Genomic DNA, 19,854 nt, shown 5'->3' with positions numbered 1-19,854 from the left:
AGCGCAATAAAAAGCCCCGCAGGGCGGGGCGGTGACGGGGTTTTTGACCCATTGATGAATAGCGCAATGGGCTTAGGGGGCAGTCACCCGATCGTTAACATCAATCGGAGCCGCAGCCTTCATGACCAAGGCGTAGGAAATATTATCAAAAACCCGAAAGACAAAGGCTTCACCGTTGCGCTCATCGGGTAAAACCACCGTACGCTTTTTCTTGTTGGGTTCGGTGCGGTCATTAATCGCCCGGCCATATTGCCAAACGGCGACGACCTGGCCAACTTCCAAGCCCTGGCTACTGCCGGCATTAAGCGTAATGATAGAGGTTTGGGCCCCTTGGCCCACAGAACCATAAATAGAGACGACACGCGCTTCGAGATCTTTTGCGGCTGGCCTTGGGACGTAATTAATCAGCTTGGGCGACTCAGCAGGTAGTAAGCGATCACCAATTCCGATTTCCTGGGTAAACGAGGTAATCATGACTGTCGCCGGATCACCTTTGCGAACCAGTTTGGCCGTACCCAAGTATTGCGCTTCATAGGCGATCACTTTTTTGCTCACGGGGTCTTTGAGTGGGGTAGCGGGGCGGAAAACCTGAAATTCCGTGGTCGTTTCATCCTCCAGCCCGCGCACATAGCCGACATCGCTGGTTGCGAGCACCACCCGTCCTTCCTGGGTAGCGACGATGCGGGCGGCGCGAGTCAGTTCATTTTGGCCGACGATGAGGGGCTTGCTCAGGTAAGGCTCAATCAAGGCTGGTGAAATAGACCCAATGGCTTCGCGGTCTGGTTTTGCAACCCGGACTTGAGGTTGTAACTTGGTGGTCGTGCCAACGACTTCAGGGTTTGTGCTGGCGCTGCCAGACCCTCCTGCATTGGCACCGCCGCCAATAGGTCGTCCGAGCCGGAGTCGTGGTTGGCCATCTGCCGTTTTGTCTAAGTAGACGATATCACCAGGGTAGATCCAGTGCGGATCGCGAATTTGCTCTTTATTGAGTTGCCAGATTTCAGGCCAACGCCATGGGCTTTTAAGAAACTTACCGGCGATATCCCATAACGTATCGCCTTTGACCACGATATGACGATCTGGCACGTTGTCTGCCAATTCTAGCGGTGGAGTGGGTTGTGCCCAAGCAGAACCGATACCGGTTATCAGGCTAAAGGCGATCGCTGTGCTAAACTTTTTCATCATGGCAAAGTCCAAATCTGTCGTGTGGTGAACCGCAACCAGTGTGGCAAGCGCCTTAATTCGTCAAGTGCCGAATTGGCAATGTCATTCTAGTAACCCATGCGTAAACGGCTATAAACTAGCCTTTCCGGATTGCTGCAGCCCTGATTTGCTTATAGTTTGCTTACGATTCTGCATCTAAGCATTTGATCCCGCAAGCTTTTTACGGTGAGAGAGGGATTTTCTCGGCCATTTAGCCGACTCTTTTATGGCAGGTGTTGTTATGGCGTTACTTCCAATTTTGCGTTATCCCGATCCACGTTTGCACCAAGTGGCTAAACCCGTTAAAGCGGTTGATGCCCGTGTGCAAAAAATAGTAGCAGACATGGCAGAGACCATGTATGCCGCCCCTGGCATTGGGCTGGCTGCAACTCAAGTGGACATTCACGAACGGATAGTTGTGATTGATGTGTCGGAAGAGAAAAATCAGCTACAAGTCTTTATCAACCCTGAAATAGTTGGCCAGAGTGTGACCTGTAAAGTCTACGAAGAAGGCTGCCTCTCTGTGCCAGGGGTTTACGACGAAGTCGAGCGCCCGGATCGGATTACCGTCAGCGCGCTCGATGCCCAAGGGCATGCCTTCACGCTACAGGCAGAGGGTTTACTTGCGGTTTGCTTACAACATGAGCTAGACCACTTGAATGGCAAGGTGTTTGTGCAGTACCTTTCGCGGCTTAAACAAAATCGTATTCGCAGTAAATTACTAAAACAAACCGAACCCGCCTAATGCGATTCCCTCCCCTTTCTACTGTCAGCATGATGGTCCGGTCAACCGCGCAGCGCCTCGCTGGCCCTGTTCGTGGTGCGGTCTTTGTGGCCATGGCAACGCTGTTATTGACCGCTTGTGTGAGCGCGCCGATTGTTCCGGGTAGTGGCGCTGAGGCCGTACGCAGTCAATTTGGTCAGCCGACCCAGCGGCACGTCCTGCCGAGTTCGACGGGTGCGGTTGAGCGTTGGGAGTATGCCTACGGCCCCTTTGGTTTGGAGACATGGATGATAGACCTTGACCGCGATCAGCGCGTGGTCAAGATCGAACAAGTGCTGCAGCCCGCCGTCTTTGCCCGTTTACAGCAAGCAATCTCGACGGGTTTCGATCAGCGCCAGTTGGCACAAATGCTCGGCAAACCCGCCATGATTACGCAGTATGCGAGTTGGACTGGGCCAGTCTGGGTCTATCGTTTTCGCGATACGTGGGTGCGTTCTCTCTATGTGTATCTTGATCAACAAGGGCAGGTAAAACGAATCGAAGAAGGCAATGACATTTTTGACGAGCTTTTTTGTGCGGCCTGCTAATCTCTCATGAATATTATTTTTGCGGGCACGCCCGTTTTTGCACAAGTCGCGCTGCAAGCCATTCACCAAGCCGGCTTTTCGATTCCACTGGTGCTCACGCAACCAGACCGTCCGGCTGGTCGTGGCCTCCACTTACAAGCCAGCCCGGTCAAGCAATACGCTTTAGCACAGGGCTTAGCGGTTCAGCAGCCCACCAGCTTGAAAGACCCGGCGATGCACGCGCAGCTACAAGAGATCGGCGCAGATGTCATGGTGGTGGCAGCCTATGGCCTGCTGCTACCCGCTGCGGTATTGACGATTCCACGCCTCGGTTGTTTGAATATTCACGCCAGCCTATTGCCCCGCTGGCGGGGCGCAGCACCGATTCACCGGGCCTTGGAAGCGGGCGACCCTGAGACCGGCATCACCATCATGCAAATGGATGTGGGCTTGGATACCGGCCCGATTCTGATGAAACGCGCACTCGCTATTCACCCCAAAGAAACCACAGGCACCCTGCACGACAAGTTGGCGGCATTGGGCGCGGAAATGATGGTGCAGGCCCTCTACAAACTCCGTGCCGAAAAACTGCCGGCAGAGCCGCAGCCAACGGTCGGCATCACCTACGCACATAAAATTGAAAAAGCCGAAGCCCGGCTGCATTGGCAAGAGAGCGCGACCCAACTCATTAATCGCATTCGTGCATACAACCCCTTTCCTGGAGCCCAAGTTCAGTATGGCGACACGCTCTATAAAGTTTGGCAGGCCACCCTCTTTGATGCTGATGCAACGGCCGAACCCGGGACCATACTGAGTGTACTGCCTGAAGGCATCGTCGTTGCGGCAGGCCAAGGAGCGTTGCTGTTACAGGAACTGCAAAAGCCCGGCGGTAAGCGCCAACCGGCCAACATCTTCCTGCAAAGTGTTCCGTTGCAAGCGGGTGAGCGTTTTGTCTGACTAGCGGGTAGATAAGTACTTCCCTACCGACAAGCCCGCCCCGATCCAACCCAACCCACCGCAGCAAGCCAGCAGTGCCAGTGTTGCTACACCGCCGAGCGGCGCAAATTGAAATTCAGCCGCATAGAGTTGCACTAAGGTTGCTAATGCTTGGTTGAGTGGCCCGAGTGCGGCTGCCGTTAGCCCCCAGGCGCTGGCTCCTGCCAAGATACCTTGGGCGGTTCCCAAGTAGAAAAAGGGCCGGCGGATAAAGCTATCAGTGGCGCCAATAAGCCGCATGACCTCAATCTCATCGCGGGCCAACAGCACCTGTAACCGAATGGTGTTAAACACCACGGCAATCGCTGCTAACGCCAAAATACTGGCAAGCCCAACCAGCGCCAAACGTGCCAAATGCAGCAGCGCATCCATGCGCTTGACCCACGCGGAGTCGAGTTGGACATGTTCGACGCCCGGCCAGCCACGCAGTGTTTGTGCCAGCTCTTCAAGGCGTGCGCTATTCTCGCCGGCGGCATGTTGGCGCGGCTGCACGATAAAGGCATCCGGCAGTGGGTTGCTCGGCAGGGCATTCAGCACATCCGCCATATCACTCTGGGCTTTGAGTTGCGCCAGGGCCTTTTCGCGCGGCACATAGGTGACTTGGGTCAACTCGCTCAGGCTGCGCAATTGGCTTTCAGTCTGTTGGACTTGTGCGCGGCTGGCATCGTTGCGCATAAACAGGCTGATTTCTGGTTCTGTCGTGATCTTGTGCGTTAAAGGCCGTAAATTCTCAATGACTGTAAAGCCTGCTACTGGCAGCACAAAAGCACTCGCCAGCACCAGGACATTTAGGATAAAGCCGGTGGGCTGGCGCAACAGGCGTTGCCAGGTATCAACCAATGCACTGCGATGTTGACGCAGCCAGACACTCAACGTAGCGGGGGGGCGACTCATGCATGACCTCGTAAGGGGGCACTGGCGACAGGGCCGGGGCGGTCTGTAGCTAAACGACCTTGTGCCAGGGTGAGAATACGGGTTGGAAAACGCGACAATAAAAATTCGTCGTGCGTGGCGATGATAGCGGTAACGCCTACCCGAACGAAATCGCGCAGCACTTCAATCACATGGATAGCGGTATCGCGGTCCAGATTCGCTGTCGGTTCGTCTGCCAGCAAAATCGCAGGCCGATTGACCAAGGCGCGGGCAATTGCCACGCGCTGCTGATCGCCCCCCGATAAGGCGGCGGGCTTGAGCTGCTCGCGTGCCAATAACCCCACTTTATCTAAGGCGGCGCGGGCGCGGGTGTTGGCTTCGGTCAGGCTGTGACCGGTTACCAGCAGCGGGAGGCGGACATTTTCGAGCAGAGAGCGATCGGCCAGCAATTTTTGTTCTTGAAAGACCACCCCGACATGGCGGCGCAAATAAGGCAGCGCTTGACGCGGTAGGCGGCTGATATCGGTGCCTTGGATCAGTAAGCTTCCCTGAGTGGGTTGTTCCAGCCCGGCAATCAGGCTCAGTAGGGTCGATTTACCGGCGCCAGAATGCCCAGTCAAAAAAACCAATTCCCCTTTGTCGATCTGGAAACTTACGTCATGGAGGGCGGTTTGGGTATGGCGTCGATTATCGGTAAAGGTTTTGCTGACGTGCTTAAACTCAATCATGCGTATATCTCAGTAAGGGGCGGCTATATCGACTCACTGCCCCGCCCCTCGGCCAATTGTTGCAGCCATTGCAGGCAGGTTTGGGCAGCTGGGCTGAGGGGCCGTTTGGGCCAAGTAATGTAAAACCGATAGCCCGTTTCCCAGGGGCTGTAATCTAGCATGAGCAAACTGCCATTTTGCAATTCCGTCTGGACATAATCGGCGGAAGTCAGGGTGACGCCCTGATGGCTAATCGCCGCTGCAATCGCGAGCATGGCATGGCTGAAGTACAGCCCACTTTGTGATTGATTTCGCTCTAACAGGTGATAGGTGCGTAGCCAATCATTCCAAGACCAATTGGTGACGTCATGAATCAGCACCGCCTTTTCCCATGCAAACGCATGGCTTTCACAGCCAAGCTGGCGCAAATAATGGGGGCTACAGAGTGGCACCACCCGCTCGGTATAAAACGGCATGCTATTTAGGCCCGGTGTTGGTTGCGCGGCATAGCGCAGGGCGATATCACAGTTATCGCGTTCGAAATCGACTAATGCCGAATCGGCATTCACATTGACTTCGATATGCGGATATTGACGGGTGAAATCGGCCATGCGGGGTGTCAGCCAACGGGTTGCAAAGGTTGGTACGGTGCTAATCCGCACCCGCTGCTGTTCTGGCCGTAATCGTGCCGCCGCCTGCGCAATAGAGCGTAATGGTTTGCTGATGGCCTGGTGAAATTCTCGGCCCTCAGCCGTCAAGAGCACTTGCCGTGCGCGTCGCTCAAATAAGCGTAGGCCCAGATAGGCTTCCAGAGCTTTCACTTGTTGGCTCACCGCGCCCGCCGTAACGTGGAGCTCCTGCGCCGCCAGCAAAAATGAGCTGTGACGCGCGGCGGCATCGAATGCGCGAACCGCATTGAGAGGAGGTAAACGCAGACTCATAAGATAGAAATTCTAATTTATAGCAATAAAAGATATCGTTTGTGTCGCCAACAAAAATTGCCGAATATCTCAATAAATTCAGGTTTTCAGCGCAGTCAATTGCAATTTCAACAGCTGGTGTGAGCAAACCCAGGCTGTTTAAGGAGCCTAGCATGAAAGAGTTTTTTTGGGTTGAAGAGTTAGCGGTCGGGCACTGCCTCAGTTTAGAAAATATTCGTGGCTGGCGCATCGAGTGTGAGATGGGTCAAGTCTGGCTGACCGAAAGCGGACGGACCGATGATATTTTCATCGCTAAACACATGGCATTTGGCCAGTCTGTTTATGAAGTAAAAAGCGCAGGACACATCGTGATTGAAGCGCTGCCAGGATTGGGCGTGGCGGCGCGTTTGCGGATCTGCCCGCCTGCTTCTTGGGTGCAACGCATTTGGCGGCGGTTACAAGCGGTACAGTATCGGGTGCATACCTTACCGCGCTTGGCTGCATCGTTTTCCACGAGCGCTTGGCCACGCTAACGCTGCATCAGGGTATTGTCACCAACTCGCCGCAACCGGGAGAGACACATGAAACTATACGTCGATAGTGATTATTCGAGCCCTTGGGCCATGACCGTGTTTATCGCGCTACGAGAAAAACAGCGCGACTTCACGCTGAAAACCATTGACCTTGAAGCTGGCGAGCAGCATCAAACTCCGTATGCGACACAATCGCTGACGGCGCGGGTGCCCATGCTGGTCGACGGCGACTTTGCGCTCACAGAATCAACAGCGATTATCGAGTATCTGGAAGAGCGTTATCCTCAACCCGCCTTGTACCCGTCAACGGTGCATGAAAGAGCACGCGCCCGACAGATCATGGCGTGGATCCGCACTGATTTGCAGGTATTGCGGCAAGAACGCAGCACGCGTGTGGTGTTCTACCAAGAAACCGTGGCGCAGCCGCTCTCGGCCAATGCGCAAGCCGCAGCAGATAAGTTGATTACGGTTTGCCAGCAACTGCTTGGTGCGAACCAGCCGCACGTGTTCGCTAACTGGTCATTGGTCGATGTCGAGCTGGCGGTGATGCTGCAGCGTTTATGCTGCAATGGTGATCCGCTGCCTGAGGCCCTAGCGCACTATGCACAGCAACAGTGGCAACATCCCCATGTGCAGGCTTGGCTGCGGTTGATTGACGCAGCGGTCAAAAATTAACTTGCGTTTAATCTAGCAACGCATCCACAAACGCCGCCGGATCAAATGGCTGCAAGTCTTCCAAGCTTTCGCCCACGCCAATGTAGTACACCGGCACCGGGCGTTGGCAGGCGATGGCAGCGAGAACCCCGCCTTTGGCGCTGCCGTCGAGTTTGGTCACAATCAGGCCGGTGAGTCCAAGCGCTTCATCAAAGGCTTTGACTTGCTGGAGCGCATTCTGGCCAGTATTACCATCAATCACCAGCAGCACTTCATGCGGGGCAGGCTGACTCAAGCCGGTTTGTGTGCTGGCTTTTTCTAGCACCCGTTGAATTTTTTTGATTTCTTCCATCAAATGTAGTTGGGTCGGTAAGCGACCAGCAGTGTCAATTAGCACCACATCCATCCCTCGCGCTTTGCCGGCCTGAACCGCGTCGAAAGCGACCGCGGCGGGGTCTCCCTGTTCTTGCGCGATCACCGCCACCTGATTGCGTTCCCCCCAGGCGACCAGTTGCTCGCGTGCCGCAGCGCGAAACGTATCACCAGCAGCTAACAAGACTTTTTTCTCCGCCGCATGCAAGTGATGGGTTAATTTACCGATGGTGGTGGTCTTGCCCGCGCCATTCACGCCGCACAGCATCCATACGCGGGGGCCGGGTTGGTCAATTTCTAGCCCTTTCGCCAACGGCTGTAAGAGCTCAATCAGTAATTCTCGCAAGGCCGCTTTGACTTGTGGGCCATCGGTCAGGTTTTGCTCCCTTACCCGCTGCTGGAGTTGCTTGAGCAGGCGTTGTGTCGCTTCTACGCCAGCATCACTGAGCAAGAGCGCAGATTCGAGTTCTTCATAAAGCACATCATCAATCTGGGCGCCACTGAATAACCCAGCAAGTTGATTGCGCGTTTTACTCAGGCCGGTACGCAAACGGCTAAACCAAGTACCACTGCTAGCAGCATTCATGCCCCGTGCGGGCGCAGCTACTGGCGCTGGTTCGGCGGTTACCTCCCCCTGCACATTGACATCTTTATTTACATTTTTACGTTTGAAGAAACTAAACATACTTAGATATTCTCAATGGTGTTATCTTATATTTCGCATTCTAATTGCAATTAAGGACAAAGCATGTCGAGATTCGTTGCTTGGCCCTCACAAGCCATGGCCCCGCAGCCGCTGACAGTAAACCAAGCCCGCGTTAATCGGCGGCGCAATACTAGGTCAAAAAGCCTGCTAACGTGGTTAGGTTTAAGCCTATTCAGCTTGTTTTCGCTGGGCTGCTTCAGCACCCCTGCTCACGCCACTACCTTAACGAAAACGGTTGCTGGTACCCATGTCGCGACCCTGCCCAACGGCTTAAACCTGATCGTCAAAGAAGACCCCCGAGCGCCCACGGTGGTCCATATGGTTTGGTACAAAGCTGGCTCAATCGATGAAACGAATGGCACCACAGGCGTCGCGCATGTGCTAGAACACATGATGTTTAAGGGCACCCGAACGATAAAACCTGGCGAGTTTTCTAAACGCGTCGCCGCCATGGGGGGCCGTGAAAATGCCTTCACCTCAACCGATTTCACCGCCTATTTCCAACAGGTGCATAAACGCTATTTACCGCAAGTGATGGCACTCGAAGCAGATCGCATGCACAACCTGGTATTAAGCGAAAAAGAATTTGCACAAGAAATCAAAGTGGTGATGGAAGAGCGTCGCTGGCGCACCGACGACAAACCCAAGAGCCAGCTTTTTGAAACCCTGATGGCAACCGCCTTCACCGCATCGCCTTACCACGCCCCTATTGTCGGTTGGATGAGTGATCTGGAAGCAATGACCGTGGCGGATGCGCGCCGCTGGTATCAAGATTGGTATGCGCCGAACAATGCCACCGTGATAGTGGTGGGCGATGTGCGGGCGGCAGAGGTATTGGCGCTTGCCCAGCAGACTTATGGGCGCTGGCCACGCAAGGCGCTCCCTCCTCGTAAACCTCAGCAAGAACCGGCGCAGCTTGGTTTACGGCGAGTGCAAGTGCATGGCCCGGCTGAAACGCCTTACTTACTCATGGCCTGGAAAGTGCCCGTGTTACGCGATATCGAGCAAGATAACGATGTTTACGCATTAAGCGTGTTGAGTGCCATTTTGGATGGTTATGAGGGCGCCCGTCTAACCGCTAATTTGGTTCGTAACGACAAGATTGCCTTGAATGCTGGCGCCAGTTATGACAGTACTGCACGCGGTCCTGCGTTGTTTTACCTGGATGGCTCCCCTGCACCGGGCAAAACAGTGGCCGACCTCGAACAAGCCTTGCGCGCCCAGATTACCCAAATTGCGCAACAAGGCATCCGCGAAGAAGAGCTGCAGCGAGTGAAAGCCCAATTGATTGCAGCACGGGTGTATAAGCAAGACTCAAACATGGGCCAAGCGATGGAAATCATGCAACTTGAAATGACCGGCATTCCCCACACGGCCAGTGATCGACTGTTAGAGAAGATTCGTGCCGTGACCCCGGCACAAGTACAAGCGGTTGCGCGTAACTACTTTATTGATGCGCACCTCACCATTGGTGAGCTGGTGCCTGAGCCGATTGACCCCGCGAATCCGAGTAAGACACGGGCAAAAAGCCGGCCTAACTTTCGCCATTGATCTTTGTTGCATCCACTACCGGTAGACACCATGAACTTCCCCCGTTTTTTATCGCTCTGTTTAATCGCTTGCACCAGCAGCCTTGGTGGGCTGTTTAGCGCGGCTGCCCATGCCAAATTGCCTATTGAGACTTGGCAGACACGTGCCGGCAGTAAAGTGCTGTTTGTTGCTGCCCCGACGATTCCCATGCTCGATATCAATCTTGATTTTGATGCAGGGGGTCGTTATGCCCCCGCCGATAAGGTTGGGGTGGCAGGCTTAACGCTAGAAATGCTTGATAAGGGTGTGCAACATCGTGCAGCCAATACCGCCACGCTACAGCCTTTAACCGAAGCGCAACTGGCCGATGCCTTTGCGGATATCGGCGCTCAATTGAGCGCCAGCCCCGGCATGGAACGTGTCAGTATTCAATTACGCACCCTGTCACGCCCGACCGAACGCCAGCAGGCCATTGCGTTACTGGCCAGCATCGTGCAGCGCCCCATCTTTCCCGCCGAGTTATTGGCACGCGAAAAAACCAACTTGATGGCGACCCTGCGTGATGCTGATACCAAACCCGAAAGTATCTTGGAACGGCGGTTTGCTGCACGACTGTATCCAGACCATCCTTATGGCCGTCGCCCCACGGTGACGACGGTAGCTAACGTCAGTATTGAAGATATTCAACGTTTTCATCAGCAGCACTACACTGCGCAGCGGGCGGTCGTGACCTTGATTGGACAGATCAGCCGGGCCGAGGCAGAGCAAATTGCCGAGCAGTTAACGGCAGACTTACCCCAAGCCCTACCCGCTGCACAGACCAGCACACCGGCAGTTGCCCCCACCCCGCAGCCAGGCATAGAAACCCTGCCCCACCCCGCCAGCCAAGCCCACCTCGCCCTTGGCTTGCCCAGTTTGGTGCGTGGCGATCCGGATTTTTTCGCCCTTCAGGTCGGCAACTACATCCTCGGTGGGGGCGGCTTTGCCTCGCGCCTCATGGCGGAAGTGCGTGATAAGCGCGGGCTGGCATACAGCGTGTATAGCGCATTCAGTCCACAAGCCATACCCGGACCATTTCAAATTGGCCTGCAAACGAAAAAAGAACAGGCACAACTGGCGTTGCAAGTGACCCGTGACACCCTTGAGACTTTTCTGCGTGAAGGCCCCACCCAAGCCGAATTACGCGCAGCAAAAGCCAACCTAATCAATGGCTTCCCGCTGCGCATTGATAGCAATCGTAAATTGCTGGAACAGCTGGCTGTAATTGGCTTTTATGGGCTGCCGCTAAATTATTTGGACGATTGGCCGCGCCAGATCGAGCGTGTGTCGTTGGCTGATGTTCGTGCGGCGTTTCAGCGCAAAGTCAGGCTAGAACAGTTGGTTACCGTGATCGTGGGGGCGCAGTGACACGCCCTGCTCCCCCCCAGCAGATTAGGATTATTGGCGGGCAATGGAAGCGGCGTTTGCTGCCTATACCCTCCTTGCCAGGGCTGCGACCCACCCCAGACCGGGTGCGGGAGACATTGGCTAATTGGATGGCACACCAGTGCCAACAAAACTGGCCGAGCCTGGTGGTGCTCGACCTTTTCGCGGGGACAGGGGCCTTGGGGCTGGAGTTTGCTTCGCGGGGCGCGGGGCAAGTGGTGTTGAATGAAACCCAGCCACAAGCAATCAAGCAGTTACAGCAGACTTTACAAAAGCTGAATGCTGCCCACGTGCAGCTTAGGCCGCAAGACGCGCTGCAAACGTTGGCCCAAGCACATGCCAGCTATAACCTGATTTTGCTCGACCCGCCTTACGAACAAGGTTGGTTAGCACGAGTCTGGCCACACTTGGCCGCTGCCTTGATGCCGGGCGGTTGGGTCTATGTTGAGTGCGAGGCCCCTTTACCTAACTTGCTTCCGCCGCCCGCCTTAGAGCCCTTTCAGACACTGCGCTCTGACAAAGCGGGCCAAGTGCATTATCATTTGCTGCAATTTCAACCTGAGTTATCTCGCTGATAGTTTTTGCAGCAGCGAGCCGACAGAAAGCACTGTATGACGATTGCGGTCTATCCTGGCACCTTTGATCCACTCACCCGGGGGCATGAAGACCTTGTTCGCCGCGCCTCCAAACTGTTCGACAAAGTCGTGGTGGGCGTGGCAGACAGCCAAAATAAACGCCCATTTTTTACCTTGACTGAGCGTTGCCACATTGCTCAGGAAGTGCTGGGACATTACAACAATGTCGACGTTCTCAGCTTTTCCGGGTTATTAAAAGATTTTGTTCGCGCCCAAGGGGCCAAAATTATTGTGCGGGGTTTGCGCGCAGTGTCTGACTTCGAATTTGAATTCCAAATGGCGGGGATGAATCGTTACATGATGCCCGACGTTGAAACGCTGTTCTTAACCCCTTCTGATCAATACCAGTTTATCTCTGGCACTATCGTGCGCGAAATCGCCCGCTTGGGGGGGGATGTCAGCAAATTCGTCTTTCCCTCTGTCGAAGAATGGCTCCATAAAAAACTGGCCGAGACAACCGCTTAAGCGCCGCACCGATCGATAGTGAGCTGAACGTATGGCGCTTAAAATTACCGATGAATGTATCAATTGCGATGTGTGCGAGCCCGTGTGCCCCAACAACGCGATTTACATGGGACCAGAGATTTACGAGATCAACCCGAATAAATGCACCGAATGCGTAGGCCATTACGACGAGCCGCAATGCCAAGTGGTGTGCCCGGTCTCTTGCATTCCGCTCGATCCACTGTGGCCAGAAACGCGCGAGCAGTTAGAAGAAAAATATAAGGCGCTGACGGCCGCGGCAAAAGCATAACGTTTGCTGCCTATTCTGCATGAAGCGATGTTAGGCAACTACTGACATATTCACAATCAATCGAAGCGAGTTACTCTTTATCCGGCCCCGTAACGGCGCCAAGCTGCCATTGCCGCTACGACCCAGTAAGCCAGACTTGACGTAAACACCGAGTTTCTAGCTATTATCTAAATATGTCCAGCCGCATGCCAGATCGTCTGCTCAATTTACTGTTGCAGAGATGAGCAAATAAGCAGTGCTGAAGCCTAAGACACTGAAAGTGAGAGCCATGCCACTGACTCTAAACGTAAACGTTTCAGGTTCACGGCTAACTCCATAAGCATGCAGGGCCCTTGCGATCACAAGCATCATGCCCAGTATGTGTATAAACCATGCGTTGGCCCCACCATTCTCGGCGAGGAAGAGCAAAATCAGGGCAAAAGGGACATATTCAGAAAAGTTAGCGTGGGCACGAATCGCTCTTAACATAACGGCATTTTCCGCATGGCCCAGACTGATCCGCAGGCTACGTCGAGTGCGAATTGTGCGCACACTGAGATAGATGAACAGCAGGGCCAATATAGCGGCATAGATTGAGCCAATTTTCATGGCGAACCCCCTGTTCCGTATCCGTGCGATCCTATGCACTTATCACTATCGTACCGCGTAGTGGCAAATTATTATTGCCCTTCTTGTGGCCCCGTAATCAACGCCAAGCTGTCATTGCCGCTACTACCAAGAAGACCGGACTTGACGTACACACCCAGTTTCTCGCGGGTGTCTTCCAAATCCATACAACGCATAGTGAGCTGGCCGATTCGATCGGCGGGGGTGAACATGCCGTCGTTCTTTTCCATCGTCAGGCGTTCGGGATGGTAAGTGAGGTTGGGGCTTTCGGTATTGAGAATCGAATAGTCATTACCACGGCGCAGTTCGAGCGTCACTTCACCGGTAATCGCTTTGGCAATCCAGCGTTGGCTGGATTCACGCAGCATGAGGGCTTGTGGATCGAACCAGCGGCCTTGGTAGAGCAGTTTGCCGAGCTTGCGGCCATTGGCACGGTATTGCTCGATGGTGTCTTCGTTATGAATGCCGGTCACTAAGCGTTCGTAGGCAATGTGCAGCAGCGCCATGCCGGGGGCTTCGTAAATGCCACGGCTCTTGGCTTCGATAATGCGGTTTTCAATTTGGTCGCTGATACCGAGGCCATGCCGCCCGCCAATGCGGTTGGCTTCTTCAAACAGGGCCACGTCATCGGCGAAGGTTTGGCCGTTAATTGCCACGGGGTGGCCTTCTTCAAAGCGCACGCTCACCGTTTCGGCTTTTACCGCCACATCTTCTTTCCAGAAGGCTACGCCCATGATGGGGTTGACGATATTGATACCGGCATTGAGGAATTCGAGGTCTTTGGCTTCGTGCGTGGCGCCGAGCAAGTTACTGTCGGTGGAGTAAGCTTTTTCCACACTCATTTTGTAATCAAAGCCATTGGCGATGAGGAATTCGCTCATCTCGGTGCGGCCACCGAGTTCTTGAATAAAGGTGTCGTCCAGCCAGGGCTTGTAAATGCGTAACTGGGGATTGGCCAGTAAGCCGTAGCGATAGAAACGTTCAATGTCATTGCCTTTGTAGGTACTGCCATCGCCCCAGATGTTCACACCATCTTGCTTCATGGCCACGACCAAGGCGGTACCGGTTACGGCGCGGCCGAGTGGGGTGGTGTTGAAGTAGCTGACGCCTGCGGTGGAAATATGGAAGGCGCAGGTTTGAATGGCGGCAATGCCTTCGGCCACCAGTTGGGCGCGGCAGTCGATCAGGCGCGCAATGTCGGCCCCAAAGTCTTTGGCGCGGCGTGGAATGGCATCGTAATCGGTTTCATCAGGTTGGCCGAGATTGGCGGTGTAGGCACAGGGAATCGCGCCTTTTTTCTTCATCCACAAGACGGCGGCCGAGGTATCTAACCCGCCTGAAAATGCGATCCCAACACGCTCACCCGCAGGCAAGCTTTGCAAAATGTTTGCGGCCATGATGACTCAGTAAAAAGAAACAAAAGCGCATTTTATCAGGCCAGGGCCTGAATTTTGCGCCGCATCGGCCAGAGCATCGCCAATCCGGGGAGAGCGAGCGCAATCGAGACTAAAAAGAAAACCGGCCAGCCGATACTTTCTGCTAGAACACCGGCGACAGGGCCAACCCAGACGCGTCCAATTGCCGCAAACGCAGACAGTAGGGCGTATTGTGTTGCACTAAACTGCTGATGGCACAGGGAGGTGAGCAAGGCCACAAATGCCGCTGTGCCCATGCCCCCGGTGATATTTTCAAAGGCAATCACAGTTACCAGCAGATAATCGACCGGAGTCGCTTGTTTGAGCGCAATAATGACCCAATCAAAAGCCGGTAGGTCGATCCCGCCCCAGGCCCCTTTGCCCTGGGTTGCCAGCCAATAAAAACCGAGGTTAGACAGGAGTTGTAGTAAACCAAACAGCCACAGTGCCCGGAACAAGCCAAGCCAGAGCATGAGCGTGCCACCAAGCAGTGCTCCAATAATCGTCATCCAAATGCCAATAATTTTATTCACCACGCCCACCTCGGCTTGGGTGAAGCCCAGTGCCTTAATCAGGAAAGGGGTGGTTAAGGAACCTGCAAAGGCATCCCCGAGTTTGTACAAGATGATGAGTAGCATGAAACTCAGGGCGGCGGGTTGGCTAAAATATTGATGCAATGATTGGTTAAAGGTCTCAAAGCGCGCCCACCGAGCGACTTTCAAGACTAGCGGCAAGGTGAGCATGACCCCCAGCAAGAGGGCCGCCAAATTCGCCCATTTGGGCGCAGTAAAGCAAAATTTCATCAATGGCGTAAACAGGTGCTGGGTCATTTGGTAGCCAATCAGCACGGTGATGAGGACCGCCACAAATCCTCGTAAGTCATGTTGTGCCGCACTAGCGGGAGCACGTAAATGGTGGGGTAGCGGCGGTAACAGGCACAACGAGAGCGCACAGGCCAACAGCATGATGCCGGCCATTACCTGATAGACCTGGCCCCAACCCCAGCCGAAGCCTTGCACTGGGTCGGCCCAAATAAGGGCAATTCCGCCCGACACGATCATCGCCAAGCGATAACCAAAGACACTCAGTGAGGCGCCTAACCCGCGTTCAGGCGCGCTCAGACAATCGGTTCGATAGGCATCTACCACGACGTCTTGCGAGGCCGATAAAAAAGCGACCAGGAGGGCTAACAGCGCAAACAGTTGCGTGTCTGTCGCGGGTTGCAGATGGCTCAGCATCGCTAGAATGACGGCCAGCCCTAATTGCGTTAAAACGAGCCAACCGCGCCGCCGCCCCAACCATGGCAACTCAAAGCGATCCATTAAAGGCGCCCACAAAAACTTGAAGGTATAGGGCAAACCAACCAGGCTGAATAGGCCGATGGTGGCCATATCGACCCCATCAACCGTCAGCCACGCTTGCATGGCTTGGCCGGTTAGGGCAAGCGGTAAGCCGCTACTAAACCCAAGCAGCAGCACCGCGCCTAAGCGCATGAGCCGATGCTGCTGCAGGTGCTGAATAAACTGCATGAAAACGGGGGGGAATGACATCATGGGTAGTTGACAGGGGGCAAGTGGGTGACGAGGCTTACCACGTCGTTGCGTAGTCGATAATCAGTGGCGCATGGTCAGAAAAGCGTTGATCTTTATAGACGGTGGCTTGTTGTGCGGTCTTGGCAAGCGCCGGGGTGGCGAGCTGATAATCAATGCGCCACCCAACATTATTGGCCCAGGCTTGGCCACGGTTACTCCACCATGTGTAGGCGTCGCCTTCGGCGTTTGGATAGAGCTGCCGATAGACGTCCACAAAACCAAGCTCCCGTAGCACTTGCGTCATCCAGGCGCGCTCTTCAGGTAAGAAACCTGAGTTTTTCAGATTACCTTTCCAGTTTTTCAGGTCAATTTCCTGATGCGCAATGTTGAGGTCGCCACAGAGAATGATTTCTTTGCCACGGGCGAGCAAGTTTTTGAGGTGGGGAAAGAACGCCTCAAGAAACCGAAATTTGGCTTGTTGGCGTTCTTCAGAGCTAGACCCTGATGGGAAGTAAACGCTCACCACGAGATAGGCACCAAAATCGGCTTCAACGTAACGGCCTTCAGCGTCAAATTCACCCCCATCGAAGCCAATCCGGGTGGCGTGGGGTGCCTGCCGGCTATACAAGCCAACCCCGCTGTATCCCTTTTTTTCAGCATAATGAAAGGCGCCCTGCAAGCCATGCGGTGCCAAGAAAGCGGGCTGCATATCACCGGCTTGGGCTTTTAGCTCTTGTACACACAGAATATCTGCCTGTTGTTTGGCTAGCCAATCAAGCCAGCCTTTTTTGGCAGCAGAACGAATCCCATTGAGATTCAGCGAGATGATGCGTAACATACGGGCCGCAGCACTTTCCTATAAATTCAGGCGGGTTGAGCCTGGCCGCGGTAATCTACCGCGGCGGTTGTAAACAAGCAGGAACTTTTATTTTGAATACCACGTTAAGTCAAGCATTCATTGAGTTTGCGATTCAGCAAGATGTTCTTCGTTTCGGCGAATTCAAAACCAAAGCGGGTCGATTATCCCCCTATTTTTTCAACGCGGGTCTGTTTAATCGGGGCGCTTCGCTCGGTCAGTTGGCAGATTACTACGCTCAGACCCTGCTTGCCGCCGGGATTTCTTTCGATATGCTGTTTGGCCCAGCTTATAAAGGCATTACGCTCGCTGCCGGCACCGCGATGGCGCTGGCGCGACACGGTCACGACATCCCGTTTGCCTACAACCGCAAGGAAGCCAAGGATCACGGCGAAGGCGGGGTGATGGTTGGCGCGCCATTACAAGGCCGAGTGGTCATTATTGATGATGTCATTTCGGCGGGCACCTCAGTGCGAGAGTCTGTCAATCTGATTCGTGCGCACGGGGCGACGCCCTGTGCCGTGTTGATTGCGCTTGACCGCATGGAGCGCGGCGGAACTGCTGATCAAGTGACCCTGTTGTCAGCGGTGGACGAAGTGCGCCAAGAATTTGGTATCCCGGTGGTGAGTATTGCCAACTTGCATGATTTACTGGCATATTTACAGCGGCCCGGTGCGGTTTTGGCAGCGCACGATGCTGCTTCTGCACAAGCGCGGGCCACTGCAGTCGCTGCATATCGGGAACGCTACGGCGTGGTAACCACAACAACATAAATTTCCGAGCAGTACACTGCAGCATGCAAAATCAATGGGTTGGCGCCAGCGCACACGCCTCACTGGGGGCTCGTGGGCTGGCGGGATGAAAGGATGGCATGGTACGGCGCAGCGTGGTACGAAACGCGGTGGTTGTCCGCAGCCTTATGCTGCGCGGCATGCTTTGCCTGTCAATCGCTAGCCAGATGCCAATTGCACACGCCCAGCGCATTTACCAGTGCAAAGACACGACAGGCCGTCTCATTACCTCTGATCGCCCAATTCCCGAATGTGAAAAAGCGCCGGTGCGCGAGCTGGGGCGAGACGGTCTTTACCGCCGCGACATCCCTGCACCATTGACAGCCGAGCAAATTCGCCAGCGTGAAATCCAGGAAGAGCAGCGCAAACAACAAGAAGTGGCGAAGAAAGAACAGGAACGGCGCGATGCGGCCCTGTTAAACGTCTATCGAACCGAAGCCGATTTGGAAGCCGCGCGGCAGCGGGCGCTCAAACAACTCGATGCCGACTTAGTCCTCTCGCGTACGCGCTCAAGTAACACGCTGGCGCAGCTCGCACAACTTCAAAAGCAGCTTGGTTCTCTTGGCAAAGCCCCGCCGCCGGCTGACCTGGCTCGCAAAAAAGCCGATCTGGACGCGGCTTACAAAGCCGAAGTGATCTTGCAAGAAGACATCTTGGGCCACATTACGAAAACCAACCACAAATACGACCACGATATTTTGCGCTTCCGCGAGTTAACCCAGCGCGATAAACATTGAGGATGCTGCGGTACCACTGACTTACCTTACCGGTATCAGGCGGGGCTTGCGAGTTTGGGTAATTTGACGCTATAATCCCGCCTCTGTCGCTTTTGCAAGGGCTAATGCCTGTTGCGATGTCTGCTGTAGGGGAGTCGCCAAGTTGGTTAAGGCACCGGATTTTGATTCCGGCATGCGAGGGTTCGAGTCCTTCCTCCCCTGCCAATCTTCTAGATAAAAGATTGGTCTTACATCGTCGGGTTGTTGACTATCTCGGCAAAATCACCCGGCCTACATCATAAATCTCACATCGGGAGTTCTCCGTGGCACACGACGGGCTCATGATTTTTACCGGCAACGCCAATCCCCGTTTAGCGGAAGCGGTTGTCAAATACCTGAATCTACCATTAGGCAAAGCCACGGTTGGTCGATTTTCTGACGGTGAAGCAATGGTCGAAATCCTCGAAAACGTACGGGGTAAAGACTGTTTCATCCTGCAATCGACCTGCCAGCCTACCAATGACAACCTGATGGAAGTCATGCTGATGGCCGATGCCTTGAAGCGGGCGTCTGCGGGCCGGATTACGGCTGCCATGCCTTATTTCGGTTATGCCCGCCAGGATCGTCGGGTGCGTTCACAGCGCGTCGCCATCTCGGCCAAGGTCGTGGCGAATATGCTGCACGTGGTCGGGGTTGACCGCGTGCTGACGATGGACTTACACGCCGACCAAATTCAAGGTTTCTTTGATATCCCCGTGGATAATATTTACTCCACCCCCTTGTTGCTGGAAGACATTCGCCAACGTCATGAGGGTGATTTAATGGTGGTGTCGCCTGACGTGGGCGGTGTGGTGCGGGCGCGGGCGATTGCGAAACGCTTGGAATGCGATTTGGCGATTATTGATAAGCGCCGCCCCAAGGCCAACGTATCGGAAGTGATGAATATTATTGGGGAAGTATCAGGCCGCACTTGCGTCATTATGGACGACATGGTGGACACCGCCGGTACGCTCACCAAGGCCGCGCAAGCCCTGAAAGAGCATGGCGCGAAAAAGGTCCTAGCGTACTGTACGCACCCCGTTTTATCAGGTGGCGCCGTTGAGCGTGTGGCACAGTCAGAGCTAGATGAACTGGTCGTTACCGATACCATCCCCTTGAGCCCCGAGGCGGAAAAGTGTGGCCGTATTCGCGTGGTGACCACCGCAGCATTGCTGGGTGAAACGATTTCGCGCATCAGCAAATCGGGCTCTGTGTCTGAGCTTTTTGTTGAGTAATGAATTTTGCGTGGGGCGAAGGCCCTGCGCTAAATCCTGCTGACTGGTCGCGGTGAGCAGGTTTAA

22 protein-coding genes and 1 tRNA gene are annotated in these 19,854 nt (G+C 54.5%); 14 read left to right on the top strand and 9 right to left on the bottom strand.

Features of this window, described 5'->3' with window-relative positions; translation table 11 throughout:
* Positions 1 to 72: 72 nt before the first annotated feature.
* Positions 73 to 1,185 (bottom strand): LysM peptidoglycan-binding domain-containing protein, encoded by a 1,113-nt coding sequence (locus tag DU000_RS09310; protein ID WP_240001866.1) that lies wholly within the window; start codon positions 1,183 to 1,185, stop codon positions 73 to 75.
* Between the two features lie 259 nt (positions 1,186 to 1,444).
* Between DU000_RS09310 and def the strand changes: the two genes are divergently transcribed.
* The 3 genes from def to fmt are packed head-to-tail and all read left to right on the top strand — an operon-like array spanning position 1,445 to position 3,450.
* A complete protein-coding gene (gene def / locus DU000_RS09305; protein ID WP_114403310.1) occupies positions 1,445 to 1,948 on the top strand; it encodes a peptide deformylase in 504 nt (167 codons plus the stop codon).
* Between the two features lie 29 nt (positions 1,949 to 1,977).
* Entirely contained in the window at positions 1,978 to 2,514 is a 537-nt protein-coding gene (locus DU000_RS09300) for a hypothetical protein (protein ID WP_114403134.1), read from the top strand.
* Positions 2,515 to 2,520: 6 nt separating this feature from the next.
* Positions 2,521 to 3,450 carry a methionyl-tRNA formyltransferase gene (gene fmt / locus DU000_RS09295; protein ID WP_114403133.1) on the top strand — a complete coding sequence of 310 codons (930 nt, stop codon included), beginning with the start codon at positions 2,521 to 2,523 and terminating at the stop codon, positions 3,448 to 3,450.
* Here fmt and ftsX read toward each other — a convergent pair whose 3' ends face one another.
* From ftsX to DU000_RS09280, 3 genes are read right to left on the bottom strand one after another with little or no spacing between them, the layout of a single operon-like run.
* Positions 3,451 to 4,383, bottom strand: a complete 933-nt coding sequence (ftsX, locus tag DU000_RS09290) for a permease-like cell division protein FtsX (RefSeq protein WP_205074052.1) — start codon at positions 4,381 to 4,383, stop codon at positions 3,451 to 3,453.
* Entirely contained in the window at positions 4,380 to 5,090 is a 711-nt protein-coding gene (locus DU000_RS09285; protein WP_114403132.1) for a cell division ATP-binding protein FtsE, read from the bottom strand. Before DU000_RS09285 ends, ftsX begins: the two co-directional genes overlap by 4 nt.
* 23 nt (positions 5,091 to 5,113) lie before the next feature.
* Positions 5,114 to 6,010: a LysR substrate-binding domain-containing protein gene (locus DU000_RS09280; RefSeq protein WP_114403131.1), complete on the bottom strand. Its 897-nt coding sequence runs from the start codon at positions 6,008 to 6,010 to the stop codon at positions 5,114 to 5,116.
* A gap of 152 nt (positions 6,011 to 6,162) precedes the next feature.
* On the opposite strand from DU000_RS09280, the gene DU000_RS09275 reads away from it, so the two are divergent.
* Positions 6,163 to 6,522 carry a DUF2917 domain-containing protein gene (locus DU000_RS09275; protein WP_114403130.1) on the top strand — a complete coding sequence of 120 codons (360 nt, stop codon included), beginning with the start codon at positions 6,163 to 6,165 and terminating at the stop codon, positions 6,520 to 6,522.
* A gap of 48 nt (positions 6,523 to 6,570) precedes the next feature.
* Positions 6,571 to 7,197, top strand: a complete 627-nt coding sequence (gene yfcF / locus DU000_RS09270) for a glutathione transferase (protein ID WP_114403129.1) — start codon at positions 6,571 to 6,573, stop codon at positions 7,195 to 7,197.
* 7 nt (positions 7,198 to 7,204) lie between these two features.
* Here yfcF and ftsY read toward each other — a convergent pair whose 3' ends face one another.
* A complete protein-coding gene (ftsY, locus tag DU000_RS09265; RefSeq protein ID WP_114403128.1) occupies positions 7,205 to 8,233 on the bottom strand; it encodes a signal recognition particle-docking protein FtsY in 1,029 nt (342 codons plus the stop codon).
* A gap of 63 nt (positions 8,234 to 8,296) precedes the next feature.
* Here ftsY and DU000_RS09260 point away from each other — a divergent pair, with 63 nt between their 5' ends.
* From DU000_RS09260 to DU000_RS09240, 5 genes are read left to right on the top strand one after another with little or no spacing between them, the layout of a single operon-like run.
* Complete coding sequence (locus DU000_RS09260; RefSeq protein WP_240001865.1) at positions 8,297 to 9,805, top strand: M16 family metallopeptidase; 1,509 nt, start codon at positions 8,297 to 8,299, stop codon at positions 9,803 to 9,805.
* Between the two features lie 30 nt (positions 9,806 to 9,835).
* Positions 9,836 to 11,191 carry a M16 family metallopeptidase gene (locus DU000_RS09255; RefSeq protein WP_114403126.1) on the top strand — a complete coding sequence of 452 codons (1,356 nt, stop codon included), beginning with the start codon at positions 9,836 to 9,838 and terminating at the stop codon, positions 11,189 to 11,191.
* The gene (gene rsmD, locus DU000_RS09250; RefSeq protein ID WP_114403125.1) at positions 11,188 to 11,784 is read left to right on the top strand and encodes a 16S rRNA (guanine(966)-N(2))-methyltransferase RsmD; all 597 of its coding nucleotides are present in this window, start codon (positions 11,188 to 11,190) and stop codon (positions 11,782 to 11,784) included. The genes DU000_RS09255 and rsmD overlap by 4 nt, the downstream gene beginning before the upstream one ends.
* Before the next feature lie 36 nt (positions 11,785 to 11,820).
* Entirely contained in the window at positions 11,821 to 12,309 is a 489-nt protein-coding gene (gene coaD / locus DU000_RS09245) for a pantetheine-phosphate adenylyltransferase (RefSeq protein WP_114403124.1), read from the top strand.
* A gap of 31 nt (positions 12,310 to 12,340) precedes the next feature.
* Complete coding sequence (locus tag DU000_RS09240; RefSeq protein WP_114403123.1) at positions 12,341 to 12,598, top strand: YfhL family 4Fe-4S dicluster ferredoxin; 258 nt, start codon at positions 12,341 to 12,343, stop codon at positions 12,596 to 12,598.
* A 201-nt stretch (positions 12,599 to 12,799) separates the two neighbouring features.
* Here the strand turns inward: DU000_RS09240 and DU000_RS09235 are convergent, their stop codons facing one another.
* The 4 genes from DU000_RS09235 to DU000_RS09220 form a co-directional block, all read right to left on the bottom strand.
* Positions 12,800 to 13,186 (bottom strand): MAPEG family protein, encoded by a 387-nt coding sequence (locus DU000_RS09235; protein ID WP_114403122.1) that lies wholly within the window; start codon positions 13,184 to 13,186, stop codon positions 12,800 to 12,802.
* Positions 13,187 to 13,257: 71 nt separating this feature from the next.
* Positions 13,258 to 14,601 (bottom strand): argininosuccinate synthase, encoded by a 1,344-nt coding sequence (gene argG / locus DU000_RS09230; protein WP_114403121.1) that lies wholly within the window; start codon positions 14,599 to 14,601, stop codon positions 13,258 to 13,260.
* 35 nt (positions 14,602 to 14,636) lie between these two features.
* Positions 14,637 to 16,172 (bottom strand): AmpG family muropeptide MFS transporter, encoded by a 1,536-nt coding sequence (locus DU000_RS09225; protein WP_420812136.1) that lies wholly within the window; start codon positions 16,170 to 16,172, stop codon positions 14,637 to 14,639.
* Between the two features lie 34 nt (positions 16,173 to 16,206).
* Positions 16,207 to 16,989, bottom strand: coding sequence for an exodeoxyribonuclease III (locus DU000_RS09220; protein ID WP_114403119.1), 783 nt, complete (start codon positions 16,987 to 16,989; stop codon positions 16,207 to 16,209).
* Positions 16,990 to 17,081: 92 nt separating this feature from the next.
* On the opposite strand from DU000_RS09220, the gene pyrE reads away from it, so the two are divergent.
* The 4 genes from pyrE to DU000_RS09200 all read left to right on the top strand — a co-directional run bounded on the left by pyrE (position 17,082) and on the right by DU000_RS09200 (position 19,788).
* Positions 17,082 to 17,780 carry an orotate phosphoribosyltransferase gene (gene pyrE / locus DU000_RS09215; RefSeq protein ID WP_240001863.1) on the top strand — a complete coding sequence of 233 codons (699 nt, stop codon included), beginning with the start codon at positions 17,082 to 17,084 and terminating at the stop codon, positions 17,778 to 17,780.
* Between the two features lie 185 nt (positions 17,781 to 17,965).
* Complete coding sequence (locus tag DU000_RS09210; RefSeq protein ID WP_114403118.1) at positions 17,966 to 18,535, top strand: DUF4124 domain-containing protein; 570 nt, start codon at positions 17,966 to 17,968, stop codon at positions 18,533 to 18,535.
* A gap of 127 nt (positions 18,536 to 18,662) precedes the next feature.
* Positions 18,663 to 18,739, top strand: a tRNA-Gln gene (locus tag DU000_RS09205).
* Between the two features lie 116 nt (positions 18,740 to 18,855).
* Positions 18,856 to 19,788, top strand: coding sequence for a ribose-phosphate pyrophosphokinase (locus DU000_RS09200; protein ID WP_114403117.1), 933 nt, complete (start codon positions 18,856 to 18,858; stop codon positions 19,786 to 19,788).
* Positions 19,789 to 19,854 lie beyond the last annotated feature (66 nt).

This window comes from Parvibium lacunae (assembly GCF_003335215.1).
Taxonomy (GTDB): Bacteria; Pseudomonadota; Gammaproteobacteria; order Burkholderiales; family Burkholderiaceae_D; genus Parvibium; species Parvibium lacunae.
The sequence above is the reverse complement of the archived record's forward strand: the minus strand, read 5'-3'. Positions and strand labels throughout refer to the sequence as shown.

Coding starts and splice junctions, on each gene's coding strand:
- DU000_RS09310 (WP_240001866.1), bottom strand. CDS start 1,185: ATGATGAAAAAGTTTAGCACAGCGATCGCCTTTAGCCTGATAACCGGT.
- def (WP_114403310.1), top strand. CDS start 1,445: ATGGCGTTACTTCCAATTTTGCGTTATCCCGATCCACGTTTGCACCAA.
- DU000_RS09300 (WP_114403134.1), top strand. CDS start 1,978: ATGATGGTCCGGTCAACCGCGCAGCGCCTCGCTGGCCCTGTTCGTGGT.
- fmt (WP_114403133.1), top strand. CDS start 2,521: ATGAATATTATTTTTGCGGGCACGCCCGTTTTTGCACAAGTCGCGCTG.
- ftsX (WP_205074052.1), bottom strand. CDS start 4,383: ATGAGTCGCCCCCCCGCTACGTTGAGTGTCTGGCTGCGTCAACATCGC.
- DU000_RS09285 (WP_114403132.1), bottom strand. CDS start 5,090: ATGATTGAGTTTAAGCACGTCAGCAAAACCTTTACCGATAATCGACGC.
- DU000_RS09280 (WP_114403131.1), bottom strand. CDS start 6,010: ATGAGTCTGCGTTTACCTCCTCTCAATGCGGTTCGCGCATTCGATGCC.
- DU000_RS09275 (WP_114403130.1), top strand. CDS start 6,163: ATGAAAGAGTTTTTTTGGGTTGAAGAGTTAGCGGTCGGGCACTGCCTC.
- yfcF (WP_114403129.1), top strand. CDS start 6,571: ATGAAACTATACGTCGATAGTGATTATTCGAGCCCTTGGGCCATGACC.
- ftsY (WP_114403128.1), bottom strand. CDS start 8,233: ATGTTTAGTTTCTTCAAACGTAAAAATGTAAATAAAGATGTCAATGTG.
- DU000_RS09260 (WP_240001865.1), top strand. CDS start 8,297: ATGTCGAGATTCGTTGCTTGGCCCTCACAAGCCATGGCCCCGCAGCCG.
- DU000_RS09255 (WP_114403126.1), top strand. CDS start 9,836: ATGAACTTCCCCCGTTTTTTATCGCTCTGTTTAATCGCTTGCACCAGC.
- coaD (WP_114403124.1), top strand. CDS start 11,821: ATGACGATTGCGGTCTATCCTGGCACCTTTGATCCACTCACCCGGGGG.
- DU000_RS09240 (WP_114403123.1), top strand. CDS start 12,341: ATGGCGCTTAAAATTACCGATGAATGTATCAATTGCGATGTGTGCGAG.
- DU000_RS09235 (WP_114403122.1), bottom strand. CDS start 13,186: ATGAAAATTGGCTCAATCTATGCCGCTATATTGGCCCTGCTGTTCATC.
- argG (WP_114403121.1), bottom strand. CDS start 14,601: ATGGCCGCAAACATTTTGCAAAGCTTGCCTGCGGGTGAGCGTGTTGGG.
- DU000_RS09225 (WP_420812136.1), bottom strand. CDS start 16,172: ATGATGTCATTCCCCCCCGTTTTCATGCAGTTTATTCAGCACCTGCAG.
- DU000_RS09220 (WP_114403119.1), bottom strand. CDS start 16,989: ATGTTACGCATCATCTCGCTGAATCTCAATGGGATTCGTTCTGCTGCC.
- DU000_RS09210 (WP_114403118.1), top strand. CDS start 17,966: ATGCCAATTGCACACGCCCAGCGCATTTACCAGTGCAAAGACACGACA.
- DU000_RS09200 (WP_114403117.1), top strand. CDS start 18,856: ATGATTTTTACCGGCAACGCCAATCCCCGTTTAGCGGAAGCGGTTGTC.